Origin of the sequence: Planococcus sp. SSTMD024, from assembly GCF_041320495.1 — a bacterium.
Lineage (GTDB): Bacteria > Bacillota > Bacilli > Bacillales_A > Planococcaceae > Planococcus.
On record NZ_JBGGNS010000018.1, the window covers coordinates 89,502 to 106,819 of the forward strand.

At 52.0% G+C, this 17,318-nt stretch carries 17 protein-coding genes; 1 reads left to right on the forward strand and 16 read right to left on the reverse strand.

What is annotated here, in order from left to right; all coding sequences use genetic code 11:
* Positions 1-20: 20 nt before the first annotated feature.
* The 13 genes from hisIE to hprK all read right to left on the reverse strand — a co-directional run bounded on the left by hisIE (position 21) and on the right by hprK (position 10,395).
* Positions 21-644, reverse strand: coding sequence for a bifunctional phosphoribosyl-AMP cyclohydrolase/phosphoribosyl-ATP diphosphatase HisIE (gene hisIE / locus AB9R92_RS03375; RefSeq protein WP_370668105.1), 624 nt, complete (start codon positions 642-644; stop codon positions 21-23).
* On the reverse strand, positions 641-1,393 hold the full coding sequence (gene hisF, locus AB9R92_RS03380) for an imidazole glycerol phosphate synthase subunit HisF (protein WP_370668106.1): 753 nt from the start codon (positions 1,391-1,393) through the stop codon (positions 641-643). The genes hisIE and hisF overlap by 4 nt, the downstream gene beginning before the upstream one ends.
* Positions 1,387-2,115 (reverse strand): 1-(5-phosphoribosyl)-5-[(5-phosphoribosylamino)methylideneamino]imidazole-4-carboxamide isomerase, encoded by a 729-nt coding sequence (gene hisA / locus AB9R92_RS03385; RefSeq protein ID WP_370668107.1) that lies wholly within the window; start codon positions 2,113-2,115, stop codon positions 1,387-1,389. The genes hisF and hisA overlap by 7 nt, the downstream gene beginning before the upstream one ends.
* Positions 2,108-2,737, reverse strand: coding sequence for an imidazole glycerol phosphate synthase subunit HisH (gene hisH / locus AB9R92_RS03390; protein WP_370668108.1), 630 nt, complete (start codon positions 2,735-2,737; stop codon positions 2,108-2,110). Before hisH ends, hisA begins: the two co-directional genes overlap by 8 nt.
* Positions 2,734-3,321 (reverse strand): imidazoleglycerol-phosphate dehydratase HisB, encoded by a 588-nt coding sequence (gene hisB / locus AB9R92_RS03395; RefSeq protein ID WP_370668109.1) that lies wholly within the window; start codon positions 3,319-3,321, stop codon positions 2,734-2,736. Before hisB ends, hisH begins: the two co-directional genes overlap by 4 nt.
* Positions 3,318-4,601, reverse strand: coding sequence for a histidinol dehydrogenase (gene hisD, locus AB9R92_RS03400; protein WP_370668110.1), 1,284 nt, complete (start codon positions 4,599-4,601; stop codon positions 3,318-3,320). Before hisD ends, hisB begins: the two co-directional genes overlap by 4 nt.
* Positions 4,598-5,224, reverse strand: a complete 627-nt coding sequence (gene hisG / locus AB9R92_RS03405) for an ATP phosphoribosyltransferase (protein WP_370668111.1) — start codon at positions 5,222-5,224, stop codon at positions 4,598-4,600. Before hisG ends, hisD begins: the two co-directional genes overlap by 4 nt.
* A complete protein-coding gene (gene hisZ / locus AB9R92_RS03410; protein ID WP_370668112.1) occupies positions 5,217-6,380 on the reverse strand; it encodes an ATP phosphoribosyltransferase regulatory subunit in 1,164 nt (387 codons plus the stop codon). The genes hisG and hisZ overlap by 8 nt, the downstream gene beginning before the upstream one ends.
* Positions 6,381-6,520: 140 nt before the next feature.
* Positions 6,521-7,033 (reverse strand): acyltransferase, encoded by a 513-nt coding sequence (locus AB9R92_RS03415; RefSeq protein WP_370668113.1) that lies wholly within the window; start codon positions 7,031-7,033, stop codon positions 6,521-6,523.
* Positions 7,030-7,683 (reverse strand): pyrophosphatase PpaX, encoded by a 654-nt coding sequence (ppaX, locus tag AB9R92_RS03420; RefSeq protein WP_370668114.1) that lies wholly within the window; start codon positions 7,681-7,683, stop codon positions 7,030-7,032. The genes AB9R92_RS03415 and ppaX overlap by 4 nt, the downstream gene beginning before the upstream one ends.
* Positions 7,680-8,615, reverse strand: coding sequence for a nucleoside recognition domain-containing protein (locus AB9R92_RS03425; RefSeq protein WP_370668115.1), 936 nt, complete (start codon positions 8,613-8,615; stop codon positions 7,680-7,682). The genes ppaX and AB9R92_RS03425 overlap by 4 nt, the downstream gene beginning before the upstream one ends.
* A gap of 19 nt (positions 8,616-8,634) precedes the next feature.
* Complete coding sequence (gene lgt, locus AB9R92_RS03430) at positions 8,635-9,447, reverse strand: prolipoprotein diacylglyceryl transferase (RefSeq protein ID WP_370668116.1); 813 nt, start codon at positions 9,445-9,447, stop codon at positions 8,635-8,637.
* 21 nt (positions 9,448-9,468) lie between these two features.
* A complete protein-coding gene (gene hprK / locus AB9R92_RS03435; protein WP_370668117.1) occupies positions 9,469-10,395 on the reverse strand; it encodes an HPr(Ser) kinase/phosphatase in 927 nt (308 codons plus the stop codon).
* A gap of 163 nt (positions 10,396-10,558) precedes the next feature.
* Here hprK and AB9R92_RS03440 point away from each other — a divergent pair, with 163 nt between their 5' ends.
* Positions 10,559-11,101: an N-acetylmuramoyl-L-alanine amidase family protein gene (locus tag AB9R92_RS03440; RefSeq protein WP_370668118.1), complete on the forward strand. Its 543-nt coding sequence runs from the start codon at positions 10,559-10,561 to the stop codon at positions 11,099-11,101.
* A gap of 51 nt (positions 11,102-11,152) precedes the next feature.
* Here the strand turns inward: AB9R92_RS03440 and AB9R92_RS03445 are convergent, their stop codons facing one another.
* The 3 genes from AB9R92_RS03445 to uvrB all read right to left on the reverse strand — a co-directional run bounded on the left by AB9R92_RS03445 (position 11,153) and on the right by uvrB (position 17,271).
* Positions 11,153-12,316, reverse strand: coding sequence for a DUF4097 family beta strand repeat-containing protein (locus tag AB9R92_RS03445; RefSeq protein WP_370668119.1), 1,164 nt, complete (start codon positions 12,314-12,316; stop codon positions 11,153-11,155).
* Between the two features lie 83 nt (positions 12,317-12,399).
* A complete protein-coding gene (uvrA, locus tag AB9R92_RS03450; protein WP_370668120.1) occupies positions 12,400-15,282 on the reverse strand; it encodes an excinuclease ABC subunit UvrA in 2,883 nt (960 codons plus the stop codon).
* A 6-nt stretch (positions 15,283-15,288) separates the two neighbouring features.
* Complete coding sequence (gene uvrB, locus AB9R92_RS03455) at positions 15,289-17,271, reverse strand: excinuclease ABC subunit UvrB (RefSeq protein WP_370668121.1); 1,983 nt, start codon at positions 17,269-17,271, stop codon at positions 15,289-15,291.
* Positions 17,272-17,318 lie beyond the last annotated feature (47 nt).

Consider the following 17,318-nt stretch of genomic DNA (forward strand, 5'->3'; position numbering starts at 1 on the left):
ATAGCATATTTCCCTGTTATTTACTTGTCCTTTTTCGCGGCGTGGCGTTCTTCGAGCACGCCTGTCACTTCTTTGAAATCGACTTTCTGTTCTTGGAGAAGCACGAGGAGATGGTATAGCAAATCTGCGCTTTCCGTTGCCAGTTCACGCGCATCGCGGTTTTTTGCTGCGATGATGACTTCTGCTGCTTCTTCCCCGACTTTCTTGCAGATTTTATCAACGCCTTCTTCAAACAGGTAAGTCGTATAGGCGCCTTCCGGCATATCGCTTTCGCGTTGTTTGATCAAAGCGCTAAGTTCTGTGATCATGTCTGATGCTGAAGCGGCGCGTTCTCCCGCCAAAGTTTCATGGAAGCAGCTCGTCTCCCCTGTATGACAGGCGGGGCCGTTCGGGATCACTTCATAGATTAAGGAATCGCCGTCGCAATCGATCTGCACGGACTGGACGCGCTGCGTATTGCCGCTTGTCGCGCCTTTGTTCCAAAGTTCTTTGCGGCTTCTTGAGTACAGCCAGGTTTCTTTTGTATCGATTGTGCGCTTGACCGCTTCCTCGTTGGCATAGGCCAGAGTCAGCACTTGTTTTGTAGATGCATCTTGCAATATGACGGGCACTAACCCGTTCTCATCGTATTTCACATTCGTCACCGGACATTCACTCCTTCTCGCTGCAGATACTGCTTCACTTCTCTGACGCTTGTTTCTTTATAATGGAAGATCGATGCCGCAAGCGCTGCATCCGCATCTGCCTGTTCAAAAACTTCCTTGAAGTGCTCTCGGTTGCCTGCCCCGCCGCTTGCAATGACGGGCACTTCGACCGCATCACGCACCGCCTTGGTGAGCGCGACATCGAATCCGTCTTTTTGGCCGTCGCTGTCCATGCTGGTCAAAAGCAATTCCCCAGCCCCTAAAGCGACCGCTTTTTTCGCCCATTCGACAGCATCCCATTCGGTCCGGTTGCGGCCTCCATGCGTATAGACGTCCCAGCTGTCGCCATTTCTTTTCGCGTCGATGGCGACGACGATGCATTGCGACCCGAAGAAATCCGCGCCTTCTTTAATCAGTTCCGGCCGGTCGAGCGCTGCCGTATTCAGTGAAACTTTATCCGCGCCTGCGCGCAGCATGCGTTTCATATCATCCAGCGTGCGGATGCCCCCGCCTACTGTAAAGGGAATCGATAGTTCTGTCGCCACAATGCGCACCACTTCAACCATCGTTTCTTTGCCTTCGTGGGAAGCGGAAATGTCCAAAAAGACCAATTCATCTGCGCCTTGTTCGTCGTAGAATTTAGCGAGTTCCACAGGATCCCCCGCATCCCGAAGTTCCACAAAGCTCACGCCTTTGACGACGCGCCCTTCTTTGACATCGAGGCACGGAATGATGCGTTTTGTCAGCATGACAGCGCCTCCTCAAGCGTGAAGCGGTTTTCATACAAAGCTTTGCCGATGATGAGTCCGGCAATCGGGCTGTCGGCTGCCGCTTGCTTGACTTTTTTCACATCGTCAAGCGTGCCGATCCCGCCGGAGACGATGACTTGAGAAGCGTCATCTGCGACGAGCTTGCGGTTGGCGTCAATATTCGGGCCGGCAAGCGTGCCGTCCGTCGAAATGTCGGTATAGATGAAGTGCTTCGCCCCTTTTGATGCAAAATAAGCGGCCACTTCAGATGCCGGCTTATGGGACGTTTCGACCCATCCTTCTGTCGCTGCCATGCCGTCTTTTGCATCGATGCCGATGACGATCCGCTCTGCGCCGAACTCCTCGATAAATGACGCAACGAGTTCCGGCTCTCTTACAGCCAAACTGCCAATAATAACACGGGCAACCCCGTTCGATAAATAATGATTGATGTCTTCACGGCTGCGGATGCCGCCGCCCACTTGGATGTTGGCATCGAGTTTCGCTGCTTCGATGACCACTTGATCGTTGATGCGGCTGCCATCTTTCGCGCCGTCCAAATCGACCATGTGAATCCACTTGGCTCCGGCCTCTACAAAACTTTTCGCCATTTCGACAGGCGAATCCGCATAGACCGTCTCCTGGCCGTAATCTCCTTGAAATAAACGGACGCATTTGCCGCCCCTCAAGTCGATCGCCGGATAAATTTGAAATTCACTCATGGAAATCCCCCCTGACATTTGCAATCCACTGCGCCAATAAATAATGGCCAAATTCTCCCGATTTTTCCGGATGGAATTGCATTCCGGTAATCAATCCGCTGCCGACAACCCCTGGCACTTCAAGCCCTCCGTATTCGGCCGTCGCAAAGACTTCTGTGCGAGCCGTCTCAGTCGCCAAAAACGAGTGGACGAAATAGACATGTGTATCTTCAAGAATATCTTCGAGCCAATACGGCTGTTGCATGAAGGTCAGACGGTTCCAGCCCATATGCGGGATGCGGTGTGCGCCTTTCGGGAAACGCCGGATATGGCCCTTCAGTAAACCAAGCCCATTGACCGCCCGGCCTTCTTCACTGTCTTCATACAATAATTGCATGCCGAGGCAAATCCCGAGCAATGGAATCTCCCGCTCCGGAAGCGAACGGATGAATTCGGCCAAGCCTTTTTCATCCAAGCGCTTCATGGCATCCGGAAAGGCGCCGACGCCCGGCAGCAAGATCGCATCCGCTTCTGCCAACACTTCCGCATCGTCTGAGGTGATGACGGTGCATTCCAGTTTTTTCAAAGCCTGTTCGACGCTGAATAAATTGCCCATGCCGTAATCGATGATGCCGACGATCATGTTAAAAGCCCCTTTGTCGACGGGACGCCTTCCACGCGCGGATCGATCATCGTTGCCTCGTCAAGCGCGCGGGCAAGCGCCTTGAGGACCGCTTCGATAATGTGGTGCGTATTGCGCCCATAATGGACGATGACATGGACGTTCATGCGCGATTCCAGCGCGAACTTCCACAGAAATTCATGGACCAGTTCCGTATCGAATGCGCCGACTTTGGCATTCGGGATGTCTCCGCGGAATTCCAGGTGAGGGCGGTTCGAACAGTCGATGACCACTTGCGCGAGCGCATCATCCATCGGCACGAATGCATTGCCGTAGCGGCGCAAGCCTTTTTTATCGCCAAGTGCCTCAAGCACTGCCTGCCCAAGGACAATGCCGATGTCTTCTGTCGTGTGGTGATCGTCGATATGGGTATCGCCGTTTGCGTGGATGCGGCCGTCAAACTGGCCATGCTTGATGAAAAGATCCAGCATATGGTCCATGAACGGCACTCCTGTATTGATATCCGCCTGCCCTTTTCCATCAAGTGAGAAGCTGACGGCAATTTCCGTTTCATTGGTTTTTCGCGTAATATCCGATTTCCTCATGATTGACTCTCCTTTTTCCAAGCGCGCGATTCGACTGCGCGTGCGTGTGCTTCGAGGCCTTCCAGCCTTGCGAGCCTTGCAATTTTTTCTTGGTTTTCACGCCATGCCTGCTCGCTGTAATAGACGATGCTCGTCCGTTTAACAAAATCATAGACAGACAAGGCACTTGAAAAGCGTGCCGTGCTATTGGTCGGCAGCACGTGATTCGTGCCGGCAAAATAATCCCCGACCGGTTCCGATGAATAACGGCCGATAAAAATCGCGCCGGCGTGATCAATTTGTTCCGCTACTGCTTCCGCATCTTCTGTCATGATTTCCAAATGCTCCGGAGCCAATTGATTGGCAGCTTTGATCAAGTCAGCACGGCTGTCCGCCAGATAAATGGCGCCGTGGTCACGGATTGACGCCGCAGCAATCGCTGCGCGCGGCAAAGTTGCCAATTGGCTTGTCACTTGCTCAACAACTTGTTCAGCTAGCGCACGGCTCTCTGTTAATAATACAGCACTTGCGAGTGGATCGTGCTCTGCTTGTGACAATAAATCTGCCGCCACTTCGTCTGCGTGCGCACTGTCATCGGCGATGATGGCGATTTCGCTCGGACCTGCGATCATATCAATCGCCACATCCCCGTTCACTTCGCGTTTTGCGAGCGCTACGAAAATATTGCCTGGCCCTGTAATTTTATCGACCGGCTGGATCGATTCCGTTCCATAAGCGAGTGCCGCGACCGCTTGTGCCCCGCCTGTTTTATATAGTTCCTCAATCCCGAGGATATGTGCCGCAACGAGCACGCCGTCCGATAACTTCCCTTCACTATCAGGAGGTGAGACTACGACGATGCGCCCGACTCCGGCCACTTGTGCCGGAATGACATTCATCAAGACGGACGATGGATAGGCCGCCGTGCCGCCGGGAACATACAAGCCAGCAGATTCGATCGCCGTGACGCGCTGCGCGACATACGATCCGTCTGCACGGTCGTGGCGGTAGCCTTGTTGCTGTTGGCCTTCATGATAGCGGCGGATATTGTCCGCCGCTTCTGTCAGGTCAGCGAGCAATTGGGGATCGAAACGCTCCGCTGCCTGTTGGATTTCTTCTTGTGTCACCTTTAATGCGGACAACTCGGCTTTGTCCCATTTTTTTGCAAAGCGCAACAAGGCTGCATCGCCTTCTGTACGCACCGCTTGAATGATTTCTTTCACCGCTTGCAATTGCTGCTCTGTACCGTCGGCTAATTGGCGCCGAATCGACAACTCATCTGTCAGGCGCTGGATGTTCATCGTCCCACCTGCTCCCGCAGTTTGTCGACCAATTCTGTAATGCGCTGTTGCTTCAAGCGGTAGCTTACCGGGTTTGCGATGAGGCGCGATGTGATGTCCGCGATTTTCTCGTATTCCACCAGGCCGTTATCTTTCAAGGTGCGCCCGGTCGACACGATGTCCACAATTCGGTCGGACAAGCCGATCAGCGGCGCCAATTCGATCGAACCGTTCAATTCGATGATCTCGACTTGTTCGCCTTTGCTGCGGTAATAATGCGAAGCCACCGCTGGATATTTCGTCGCAATCCGCGGCGTCACTTCATCCATTTCCGTATCCGGCAAGCCGGCTGTCGCGATATAGCATTCACTGATGCCGAGATCCAGTAACTCGTGTACGTCGCGGTCGTGCTCAAGCAAGACGTCTTTTCCGGCAATTCCGATATCCGCTACACCGTGCTCGACATAAGTCGGCACATCCATCGGCTTCGCGAGAATAAAGCGGAATTTTTCATTCGGCGCTTCGACGATGAGCTTGCGCGAGTCGTCGAGCTCTTTCGGCAGGTCATAACCCGCCCCGACCAATAGCTCGTATGCTTCTTCAAAGATCCTGCCCTTCGGCATGGCAATTGTCAATTCATCCATTTCGCAGCTCCTCCCCTCTGATGACTTCGGTGAACAAGGCAGTGAATGGCGCAAGCGCTTTAACGGCCGGCGCATACTGCAAGGTCACCCGCTTTCCTGAAATTCTTAATTGTTGTGCTTTATCGAATGCATTTTGCTCGCTTTGTTCATCGAATAAGATCAACGTGTGCGGTTGCTCGGCTTTCTTAGCAGTCACCGATTCCAGTAAACGGTCGACCCGCAACCCGAATCCCGTCGCGCCGACCTGTAAGCCGAATTGCTCCATCAAGCCGTCATAGCGCCCACCGCTGCCTAGTGGAAATCCGCTGCCAGCTCCGTAGAATTCGAACACCAATCCGGTGTAATAAGTCATGTGGCTGCTGAAGGAAATATCAAACGTAATCGCATCGCCGAGGCCGTTGCGTCCGAGCAGCCCTTCAAGACGCTCCATGTCGCGGTAAAGCTCGCGTTGCTCTTCATTTTCTTCATTGATCCATCGTTTCCAATCGGCTACTGTGGTTGCCTGCATCAATTTCAGGAACGATGCCAGTTTGCCTTCAGGGATCGGCAGCTCTTGTGCCAATTGTTCGACCCCCACGCCGTTCTTCGCCACAAACAGTTCGCGCACTTTGCCGCTTTCTTCCGCATCCAGACCGAAATCCGCCAATATCAGTTCAAGCAGCCGCGTGTGGCCGATGACGATGCGGGCAGAACCGACACCCAATTCCTTCAGGATATCCCAAGCCAGGCTGATCACTTCGGCATCCGCATAAAGGGAATCGTCGCCGATCAACTCGACGCCCATCTGCTCGAATTCTGCAGGGCGCCCACCTTCGCGCTTTTGCGCACGGAACACATTGGAGTAATAGCCGAGCCGGATCGGCATTTTTTCGCGCAATAACTTCGATGCCGCCACCCGTGCGATCGGGGATGTCATGTCCGGCCGCAAGACAAGCGTCTTTCCTTGGCTGTCGAGCAGCTTGAATAACGCGTCATCTGAAATGGCAGAGATCTTCCCGATCGTTTCGTAATATTCCAAAGTCGGCGTCTGCAAGAGTTCGTATCCTGCGCGTTCAATCAAGTTGGTGCCTTGTTTTCTCAAATTCGCTTTCTGTTTTGCAATTAAAGGAAAATCGTCACGCATGCCTAATGGTTTTTCAAACATTTCGATGGTCATCGTTGAACACTTCCTATTTGTAGGTTATTTCACTTTAGTTCGCTAGAGTGATGAATCGTTAAAGTGATTCTTATTTTAGCGCAAGCCGCTTCGGCCCGTCAAGCAAGGAGGATATAAAAAATCCTGAAAGCGCTGAGCTTTCAGGATTTTGCTTGTCGATCGGCCATTTCTTCGGCTGTATAGATGATTTTCATCGGATTGCCGCCGACAAAAGCTCCAGCCGGTACATCTTTATGGACGAGCGTGGCAGCGGAGACGATGGCGCCGTCCCCAATCTTGATGCCGGGCAAAATCGTACTGTTTGCTCCGATCATGACACGGTCGCCGATCAAGACGTCGCCGAGCCGGTATTCTTCAATTAAGTATTCATGCGCGAGAATGGTCGTATTATAGCCAATGACGGTATTGTCCCCGACCTGTATGCGTTCGGGGAACATGAGGTCTGGCATGACCATGAGCGCAAACGAGGTTTCCCGGCCGACTTTCATGCCAAGAAATTTCCGGTAAAGCCAGTTTTTCAATGGCAAGAACGGCGTGTAGCGAGCGGTCTGGATGACCAGGAAATTCTTCGCGACTTTCCAGAACGGCACGGTTTTGTAGATATGCCAAAGCGAATTCGCCCCTTCGACCGGGTAGCGCTCGGTGCGTCTCATTTCACGCCCGCTTTCGTCAATTCCAATAGATCGGAAATATGCTGCAGCATGAAATCCGGTTCAAAGCTCGCTAAAAACTCTTCCCCTTTAGCAGCCCATGCGACGCCCGCGGTGCGGACGCCGGCATTTTTCCCGCCTTCGATATCGTGTGAATTATCCCCGATCATCAAGGCTTCTTGCTGATCCGCTTCCAATAGCCGCAACGCCAGCTCGAGCGGCTCTGGATGAGGCTTCGGGTTCTGCACATGATCCAATGCCACCAAGGCATCAAATACATCGTGCACGCCCATCAGCTTCAAGCCGTGCAAGATCGTTTCTTCGCGCTTGGTGGAAACGATCGCCATCTTCAAGCCTCTCGACTTCAAAGTCCGCAAAGTTTCCGCCACGCCGTCATATTCCGCCACCAGTTCGTCATGGAGCGTCCGGTTCAAACGGCGATATTGATCGCTCAGCTCGCTGACTTTGCCCGGTGCGATTTCCGTAAATGTCTGCTCCAATGAAGGCCCGATAAAATGCAGGACATCTTCCCGGCCGTATTCGCCTGGGAAATGTTCGCCGAGTACCGACAGGAATGTCTGGACGATCAATTCATTCGTATCCAGCAATGTCCCGTCAAAATCAAACAATAAAGTCGTTATATCCTTGTTCATGTAGAGAGCACTTCCTTCCGATTGTCTTCAGCCCGCCGCCATAGATAAGAGATGAATATCGTCAAGGCGAGGGCGGTGATAACCCGAATCAACAGCAATGGCCAGATCGGGATGCCGAGCGGGATGAAAATCAGCGTATCCTCGACGATTGCGTGGCACGCTACCAGGAAAATAAAGGCGAGTGTCGCATCTTTGCGGCTGACACCGTCTTCCTGGACTGCTTGAATCATCACGCCCGCGCCCATCGCCAAGCCAAAAATCAATCCGGAGGCCAGCGTCAATGAAGTGTTCTTCTCGACGCCGATCAGCCGTGTGAGCGGCCCCATCATATTTGAGATTTTTTGCAAATAATGGCGGTCTTTCAATATTTGGATCATCAGCATGAGCGGGATGACGATCATCGCCAGCTGAAGCACGCCGAAACTCGCTTTCTCCAAGCCCAGCAAGAAAATGCCGAGCCATGTTTCCGGAGCAGCAGCAACTTCAGGCGCAAAGCCGTATTGCGCAATCTCTCCGCCGCCCGACCAGAACAGATTGATCAAAATGCCGGACAAAGCCGCAAGCCCGAAACGCACCACCAAGACGACCCATAAACGGACGCCGACTTTCAAAGCGACGCCGGTTTCGATAAAGATGTTATGGGAGAACGATAACATAACCGCCAGGATGAATACTTCTTTGACGGTCAGTTCAAGCGATAAAATCCCGGCAATCCCGGCATACAGATTGAGCGCGTTGCCGAGCACGAGCGGAACGGCCGCCTCGCCGCTGAGGCCGAAAATTCCCATGATTGGCGCCACCAAATCGATGACAAACGGCAATACCGGCGTGAATTGCAGCATCGTAACGAGTAAAGTGATCGGGAAAATGATTTTCCCGAGTGACCACGTAGTCTTTAATCCGGCTTTCAAGCCATTTTTCACTGTCGACATTCAATCTCTTCTTTCCTAGTTATTTATCCAAATAGCGCGGCGGGTTTTTGATGGCCACGCGCCGGTAGATGATAAACGCAAGCCCAATGACGACCGCGATGACCGACACAAGCTGTGCAGCGCGCAATTCGCCGATGACATACAAGCTGTCGGTGCGCATTCCTTCAATGAAGAAACGGCCGACCGAATACCAGATTATATAAAAGAAGAACATTTCCCCGCGCACCAAATTGACTTTCCGCAGCAGCAGCAAAATGATGATCCCCACCAGGCTCCACATCGATTCATAGAGGAAGGTCGGGTGATAATAAGCACCATCTATGTACATATGATTGATGATCCAATCGGGAATGAACAGACTTTCAAGAAATTGGCGCGATACTTCCCCGCCGTGCGCTTCCTGGTTGATGAAATTGCCCCAGCGCCCGATGGCCTGGCCGATCAAAATACTCGGCGCCAAGATGTCCGCAACTTTCAAAAATGGCGTATTGCGGCGTTTCGTGAATACGTAGGCAACAATGACGGAAGCGATCAACGCCCCGTGTATTGCAATCCCGCCATTCCAAATGGCAATAATTTGAGCGGGTTGGTCTCGATAATTTTCCCATTCGAACATTACGTAATAGATACGGGCGCCGACAATCGCCAGCGGCACCGCCCAGATCAATAGATCGGTCAAGTAATCCGGGTGCAAGCCGCGCTTGACCATTTCTTTCTGCCCTACAAGAAATGCGATAACGATGCCGGTGGCAATGATGACGCCATACCAACGGACATCGATCGGCCCGAGGGAAAATGCCACCGGATCGATCGCTGCTAAAACTGAATACATATAATGCACCTTCCCATTCGCTTAATTTGTATCCTGCGCGATGACATCATCAAGCCGCTTGGAGAATTCCTCAGCAGCGTTGACCCCCATCCGTTTCAGGCGGTAGTTCATCGCGGCTACTTCGATAATGACAGAAAGGTTGCGTCCTGGACGTACAGGAATCGTCAGCTTCGTCAATTCGGTATCGATGATTTTCATCGTCTCTTCCTCTAAGCCGAGACGGTCGTAAGTTTTGTCTGGATCCCATAGCTCGAGATCGATGACGAGAGAAATGCGCTTGAAATTACGCACGGCACTTGCCCCAAACAGGGTCATGATATCAATGATGCCGACACCCCGGATTTCGAGCAGATACTCAATCAGTTTCGGCGGGTGCCCGACAAGCGTGCTTTCGCCTTCTTGGCGGATCTCCACGCAATCATCCGCTACGAGGCGATGGCCTTTCTTGACGAGTTCCAATGCGGTTTCACTTTTCCCGACACCGCTTTTACCGGTAATGAGCACGCCGATGCCGTAAATATCGACCAGCACACCGTGTACAGCGGTCGTCGGAGCGAGACGGCTTTCCAGAAAGTTCGTCAGCAAACTCGAGAAGCGGGTGGTGGTCATATTCGTCCCGAGCACCGGCACGTGTTTTTCGGAAGAGGCGATGACCAATTCCTCCGGCACTTCAACGCCATGGGAAACGATGATGGCTGGCGTATCCTCTGCACACAATCTCATCATCCGGTCAAGCCGTTCCTCGGGTTTGAGCATCGCGAAAAACGACAGTTCCGTTTTTCCGAGCAATTGCATGCGGTTTGCTGGATAATGGGTGAAATAGCCGGCCATTTCCAGTCCCGGCCTTGAAATATCACTGATGGCGATACGCCGCCCGATGCCTTCCTGGCCACTGATCAATTTCAGCCCGAACGTATCCATCACTTGTTTTACTGTTACTTGTCCCATAGTTTTCCCTCATTCCCCCGGCTGCACAAATTGAATTTCCCAAATAATTCCTTCACTCTGTGGTCGGTTTGCTTTTATTTTAACATGGAAAAAAAGAAATTGAAGAATTTCGTCCCCTTTCTCGCCCTTTCCTTCTATATAAGGAATGAAGGGGGAATGTTACATGAAGATTATCATTGATGCAGGACACGGGCCAGGAACGATCGGCAAGCGGACACCCGACGGCAGGATGCGCGAATTCCATTTCAACAATGCGGTCGCAGAAGAAGTGAAAAATCGCTTAGCGGCAGATGGTTATACGGTGTTGTTCAGCCACCAGCACGACCGTGATGTGCCCTTGAAAGAAAGAGTGGGCTTTGCCAACCGGTCCGGTGCAGAACTGTTGGTATCGATCCATGCAAATGCGGCAGGAAATAATTACAGCCCCGCACAAGGCATCGAAAGCTTTATTTACCCGGCAGCGCCGGCACGCACACGGAAATTCGGCCAGTTGCTCCAGGATTCGCTGATTATGTCGACCCAGCGCAAAGACCGCGGGTTGAAAACAGCGGATTTTGCCATGCTGCGGGATACTGTCATGCCCGCTGTTCTTGTCGAATGCGGATTCATGACTCACCGGCACGAAGCAGCCTTGCTGCAATCCGATGAATACCGCAAGCGCTGTGCCCGCGCCATCAGCTTCGCCATTACTTGTATGGAAAATTAACGCTAAAAAGCCCCGTGGAGAAAATTCTCCACGGGGCTTTTTTCGCTTTGTTCAGTCGATTGTCAAATAACGCACGAGAATCGAACCGGTTTTGGTTTCGCCATACACGAGCAATGGCCCGCCTGCAGACTCCACGTCCCTACTTTTCGAGAAATGCATTTTCTTTTGCATAAACTGGCCTTGTTCGTGGCTGCTATTGATATCCGGCAGCATGACGTCCATGCGCCCAAGATTTGAAGATACTTCCCCTCTGATCGCCAAATGCTGCGGGATGTAAATCTCCACATTGCCCGCCAAGGTTTTCGCTTCGAGTTTCTTCGCTTCTTTGCTGCGTGTCGTCGCGACGACATTGCCATTCAAGGACTTCGCGTCGATGTCTTCGATCTCCCCATCGATATAAATGCGCCCATTCAAAGTTTCCGCTTCGACTTCACGGCCTTTCACTTCCATCATCTGGATTGGGCCATTGGCTGTCTCAAGCTCGGCTTCCTCGAATTGGATCGTTTTAAGGTCGATTTTGCCGTTTGCGGTTTTGACTTTGATCAAAGCGGCATCGAGGCGTTTCATCGTGAACCCGCCATTGAATAAGCGGACGACGATTTGTTCGAACGCCGCTGCCGGCACGTACAAGACGATATTCACTTGCGTCGTTTTCATATCGCTGATGATCCGCAATTTGCGGTCGTCTGCAATGAATACGAATTTCTCAAGAAAATCTTGTTTTGCCTGTTCCGGAGATTCTGCGCGGAATGCTTTGACGCTGCATTCTGCCCGGATTGAACCGTCTTGTGAAGGGAAAACTTCCAATTGCCCATTAGCGATATCGGCAATGATCGTGTGGAGTTCCGCACCCTCTTCCGTAAAGGTATGTTCAAAACGCGTTGCTTCGCCAAATGGCGAATCGAATTCCATCGTTTTCAACTTGTCGGCGGACGTCTGCATGAAATGCATCATCCGGTCTCCCAGTTGATTGAAATCCTTGGACATGTTCTTGGAAAAATCCTTCGAAAAGTCTTTCGAGAACTTTTTGAACATGTCTTCGGGACGGAAGAAACCACGCTTGCCGCGTGAACTGCGATAAGTTTCACGCCCATACTCTTTTGAAGCATTGCCCGTTTCCCCGCCGTCGATCGCTTTCAATAGCTCAACCGCTTCGCGTGCCGAGATCGTGCCATTTTCAACCATGTCCAAAATGCGTTCTTTTTCACTTTGCATATCGTTTGGCCTCCTCTTCGGAATTTTGCCTTCGCAGAAATTCCTGTTCTACTTTAATGATACGTTTGGAGCGAAGGAAAGTTTCACTTTGCTTTTCTTTTCTTGGCGCTTGCCTTGCCGACCAGTTCTTTCATGCGCGCGCGGTCCCGCTCAAGAATCGGTTTTAAGTACATGCCTGTATAGGAACCTTCCACTTTAGCGATATCTTCCGGCGTACCAGTTGCCAAGATCGTGCCGCCTTTGTCCCCGCCTTCCGGTCCGAGGTCAATCAAGTAATCGGCCGTTTTGATGACATCGAGATTGTGCTCGATCGTCAACACGGTATCGCCATTGTCCACTAGCCTTTGCAGCACTTTCAGCAAGCGAGAAATATCATCGGCATGGAGTCCGGTCGTCGGTTCGTCCAAAATATAGAACGACTTGCCATTGGAGCGTTTATGCAACTCAGAAGCCAATTTGACACGCTGCGCTTCGCCACCGGACAGTGTAGTCGCCGGCTGACCGAGCGTCACATAGCCAAGGCCGACATCGACAATGGTTTTTAATTTACGGTTGATTTTCGGGATGTTCTCGAAGAATCCGTACGCGTCTTCTACCGTCATTTCCAACACGTCTGCAATGTTTTTATCTTTATATTTCACTTCCAGCGTTTCGCGGTTATAGCGCTTGCCGTGGCAGATTTCACAGGGCACATATACATCCGGCAGGAAATGCATTTCGATTTTGATGATGCCGTCGCCACGGCAGGCTTCACAGCGCCCGCCTTTGACGTTGAAGCTGAAACGCCCTTTTTTATAGCCGCGCACTTTCGCTTCATTGGTCGTCGCGTACACATCCCGGATATCATCGAACACGCCTGTATAAGTGGCCGGGTTGGAACGCGGCGTGCGCCCGATCGGCGACTGGTCGATGTCGATGACTTTTTCCAGTTCGTCGATGCCTTCAACCGATTTGTGCTGCCCCGGCTTGACCCGCGCCCGGTTCAGTTTATGGGCTAGTGACTTGTAGAGAATCTCATTGATCAATGTACTTTTTCCAGAACCTGAAACTCCGGTTACCGCTGTGAACAAGCCGATCGGAATGTCGACATCGACATTTTTCAAGTTATTTGCAGAGGCTCCGCGGATTGAAATCTTGCGGTCATTCGGCTGCCTGCGTTCAGCCGGCAACGGAATGAACTTCTTGCCGCTCAAATACTGGCCGGTCAGCGACTTCTTGTTTTTCATCACTTTTTCGGGTGCCCCGGCTGCAATAATCTCGCCGCCGTGAACGCCCGCTCCCGGGCCCACATCAATCAGGTAATCCGCCGCCATCATTGTATCTTCGTCGTGTTCCACGACAATCAGCGTATTGCCGATATCGCGCATATTTTTCAATGTGCTGATCAACCGGTCGTTGTCGCGTTGATGAAGCCCGATTGAAGGTTCATCGAGAATATAAAGAACGCCGGTCAACCGCGAGCCGATTTGTGTTGCGAGGCGGATCCGTTGGGCTTCGCCGCCTGACAAAGTGCCCGATGCACGGTTCAATGTCAAATAGTCGAGCCCTACATTGATCAAGAAACCAACACGCTCTTGAATTTCGCGGAGGATCATGTTCGCGATCTGGCGGTCTTTCTCCGACAGCGTCAAACTGTCAAAAAACGTTTGCGCTTCCGTAATCGAATATTCAACGACTTGCCCGATGTGCAGGTCATTGACTTTGACTGCCAATGACTCCGGTTTCAACCGATAGCCTGAACATGTCGGGCACGGCTGCTGGCCCATGAATTTCTCCATCATGTCCCGGATGTAATCGGAACTGGTCTCCCGGTAACGCCGGTCGACATTCGCGAGCACGCCTTCAAAGAAAATATGGCTGTCGCGGATTTTGCCGTAGTCATTTTCATAGCGGAAACGGATTTTTTCGTTATCGGAACCATACAGGATGATGTTCACCTGATCTTCAGGCAATTCTTTCATCGGCACGTCCATTTCAATCCCGAAATGTTTGCACACCGCCTGAAGCAATTGAGGGTAGTATTGGGAACTGGTCGGGCGCCAAGGGGCGATGGCATGGTCCGCGAGGCTGACCTCCCAATCCGGAATGACCAGTTCAGGGTCGACTTCCAGTTTCATGCCAAGCCCGTCGCATTCAGGGCATGCCCCGAATGGCGAGTTGAATGAAAACATGCGCGGCTCCAATTCACCGATGGAAAATCCGCAAATCGGGCAGGCATGATGTTCGCTGAACAGCAACTCCTCTTCGTCCATGACATCCACCAGCACGCGCCCTTCCCCGAGACGCAAGGCCGACTCCAGCGAGTCGCTCAAGCGCGGGGCGATTCCGTCTTTCATGATGACGCGGTCTATGACCACTTCAATGGAATGCTTTTTGTTTTTATCAAGCGAAATATTGTCATCCAGATCGATGAGTTCGCCGTTGATGCGGACCCGTACGTATCCTTGTTTTTTAATGTCCTCGAGCAATTTCACATGGGTGCCCTTTCGTCCGGATATGAGAGGCGCCAGCACTTGCATGCGCGTCCGCTCAGGGTATTCAACTAAACGGTCGACCATCTGTTCGACTGTTTGGGAAGAAATCTCGATGCCATGGTTCGGGCAGATCGGCTTGCCGATCCGCGCATACATCAACCGAATATAATCGTAGATTTCCGTAACGGTCGCAACCGTCGATCTCGGGTTTTTGCTAGTGGTCTTCTGATCGATCGAAATCGCCGGAGACAAGCCTTCAATCAAATCGACATCAGGCTTGTCCATCTGGCCGAGAAACTGCCGTGCATAAGACGACAAGGATTCGACGTAGCGGCGCTGGCCTTCTGCGTAGATCGTATCGAACGCCAAAGAGGATTTCCCGGATCCGGACAAGCCGGTCATGACGACCAGTTTGTCGCGGGGGATTTTCACATCGATGTTTTTTAAGTTATGGGCACGCGCGCCTTGTATGCGTATCTCTTGGTTTTTCAAGTCCTATCATCCTTCCGCTTTCAATTCCAGCACTGTATCACGCAGCTCTGCGGCACGTTCGAAATCGAGCGCTTTTGCCGCTTCTTTCATTTCCTTCTCGAGCAAGGTGACGAGCTTCATGCGATCCTCTTTGTTGAGTTTCTTGCCCTCGACCGCTTTGCTGACATACTCTTCCGCTTCTTCCGCTGCTTCTGTCGCACGGATAACGTCGCGGATTTCTTTCTTTATGGTCACTGGCGTAATGCCGTGTTTTTCGTTATAAGCCGCCTGGATGGTGCGGCGACGGGTCGTCTCGTCCATCGCTTTCTGCATCGAATCCGTGATCCGGTCCGCATACATAATGACATGGCCGTTCTCGTTTCGCGCGGCACGTCCCATCGTCTGGATCAGTGAACGTTCCGAACGCAAGAAGCCTTCCTTATCGGCATCAAGAATTGTCACCAATGAAACTTCCGGGATGTCCAAGCCTTCACGCAGCAAGTTGATGCCGACCAGCACGTCGTAGACACCCATCCGCAATTCGCGGATAATCTCGATGCGCTCGAGCGTCTTGATCTCGGAATGCAGGTAATTGACTTTGACGCCCGCTTCTTTCAAGTAATTGGTCAAATCCTCCGACATCTTCTTCGTCAAGGTCGTGACCAATACACGTTCCCCGCGTTCTTTGCGCTGCTGGATTTCGTCCATAAGATCATCGATTTGCCCTTCGATCGGGCGCACCTCGATTTCTGGGTCGAGCAAGCCAGTAGGGCGGATAATCTGTTCCACCATTTCAGGGGTGTGTTCGAGTTCGTATGGCCCCGGCGTCGCTGACACGAATACCGCCTGGTCGATATGCTCTTCGAACTCGTCAAAAGTCAGCGGGCGGTTGTCCATGGCGGACGGCAGTCGGAAACCGTGGTCAACGAGCACTTTTTTGCGCGCCTGGTCACCGTTGAACATGCCCCGGACTTGCGGCAAAGTAACGTGGCTTTCGTCGACGACCAGCAGGAAATCATCCGGAAAGTAATCGATCAATGTATAGGGCTGTGCGCCTGCCGGACGCAGCGTCAGGTGGCGCGAATAGTTTTCGATGCCTGAGCAGAAGCCCATCTCGCGCATCATTTCCAAATCATAGCGGGTACGCTGTTCGAGCCGCTGCGCTTCGAGCAATTTATCTTCCGCGCGCATTTCCTTCAACCGTTCTTCCAGCTCCGCTTCGATGTTCTCGATGGCCTGGACCATCTTTTCTTCGCGCGTAACAAAGTGGGACGCCGGGAAGATGGCTACATGTTCACGGTCGCCGATGATTTCCCCTGTCAGGGCATCGACTTCCCGGATGCGGTCGATTTCATCACCGAAAAATTCCACACGCAAGCAGCGCTCATCGCGCGACGCCGGGAAGATTTCGACCACATCGCCGCGCACGCGGAACGTCCCGCGGATGAAATTGATGTCGTTGCGCTCGTATTGCACGTCGACCAATTTTCGGAGCAGCTGGTTGCGTTCGATTTCCATCCCTTTGCGCAGCGAAACGACGAGTTCCCGGTATTCTTTCGGGGAACCGAGGCCGTAAATGCAGGAAACGGAGGCGATGACGATAACATCGTCGCGTTCGAACAAGGAACTGGTCGCTGAGTGGCGCAATTTATCGATTTCATCGTTGATGCTTGCATCTTTTTCTATAAATGTATCCGACTGCGGCACATATGCCTCAGGCTGGTAATAATCGTAATAGCTGACGAAGTATTCTACGGCATTGTCAGGGAAAAATTCCTTGAACTCGCTGTAAAGCTGGCCTGCCAAAGTTTTGTTGTGCGCCATGACCAATGTCGGCTTTTTCACTTGTTGAATGACATTCGACATTGTATAGGTTTTCCCCGTACCTGTCGCACCGAGCAAGGTCTGGAACCTTTTTCCGTCGAGGATGCCTTTGGTTAATTGGGCGATGGCTTCCGGTTGGTCGCCCGCCGGTTCATAAGGAGCTTGCAGGTTAAATTCCTTTTTCATGGATATGTCCTCCCGTATTTTTCACTACTTCTACTTTAACATATGCC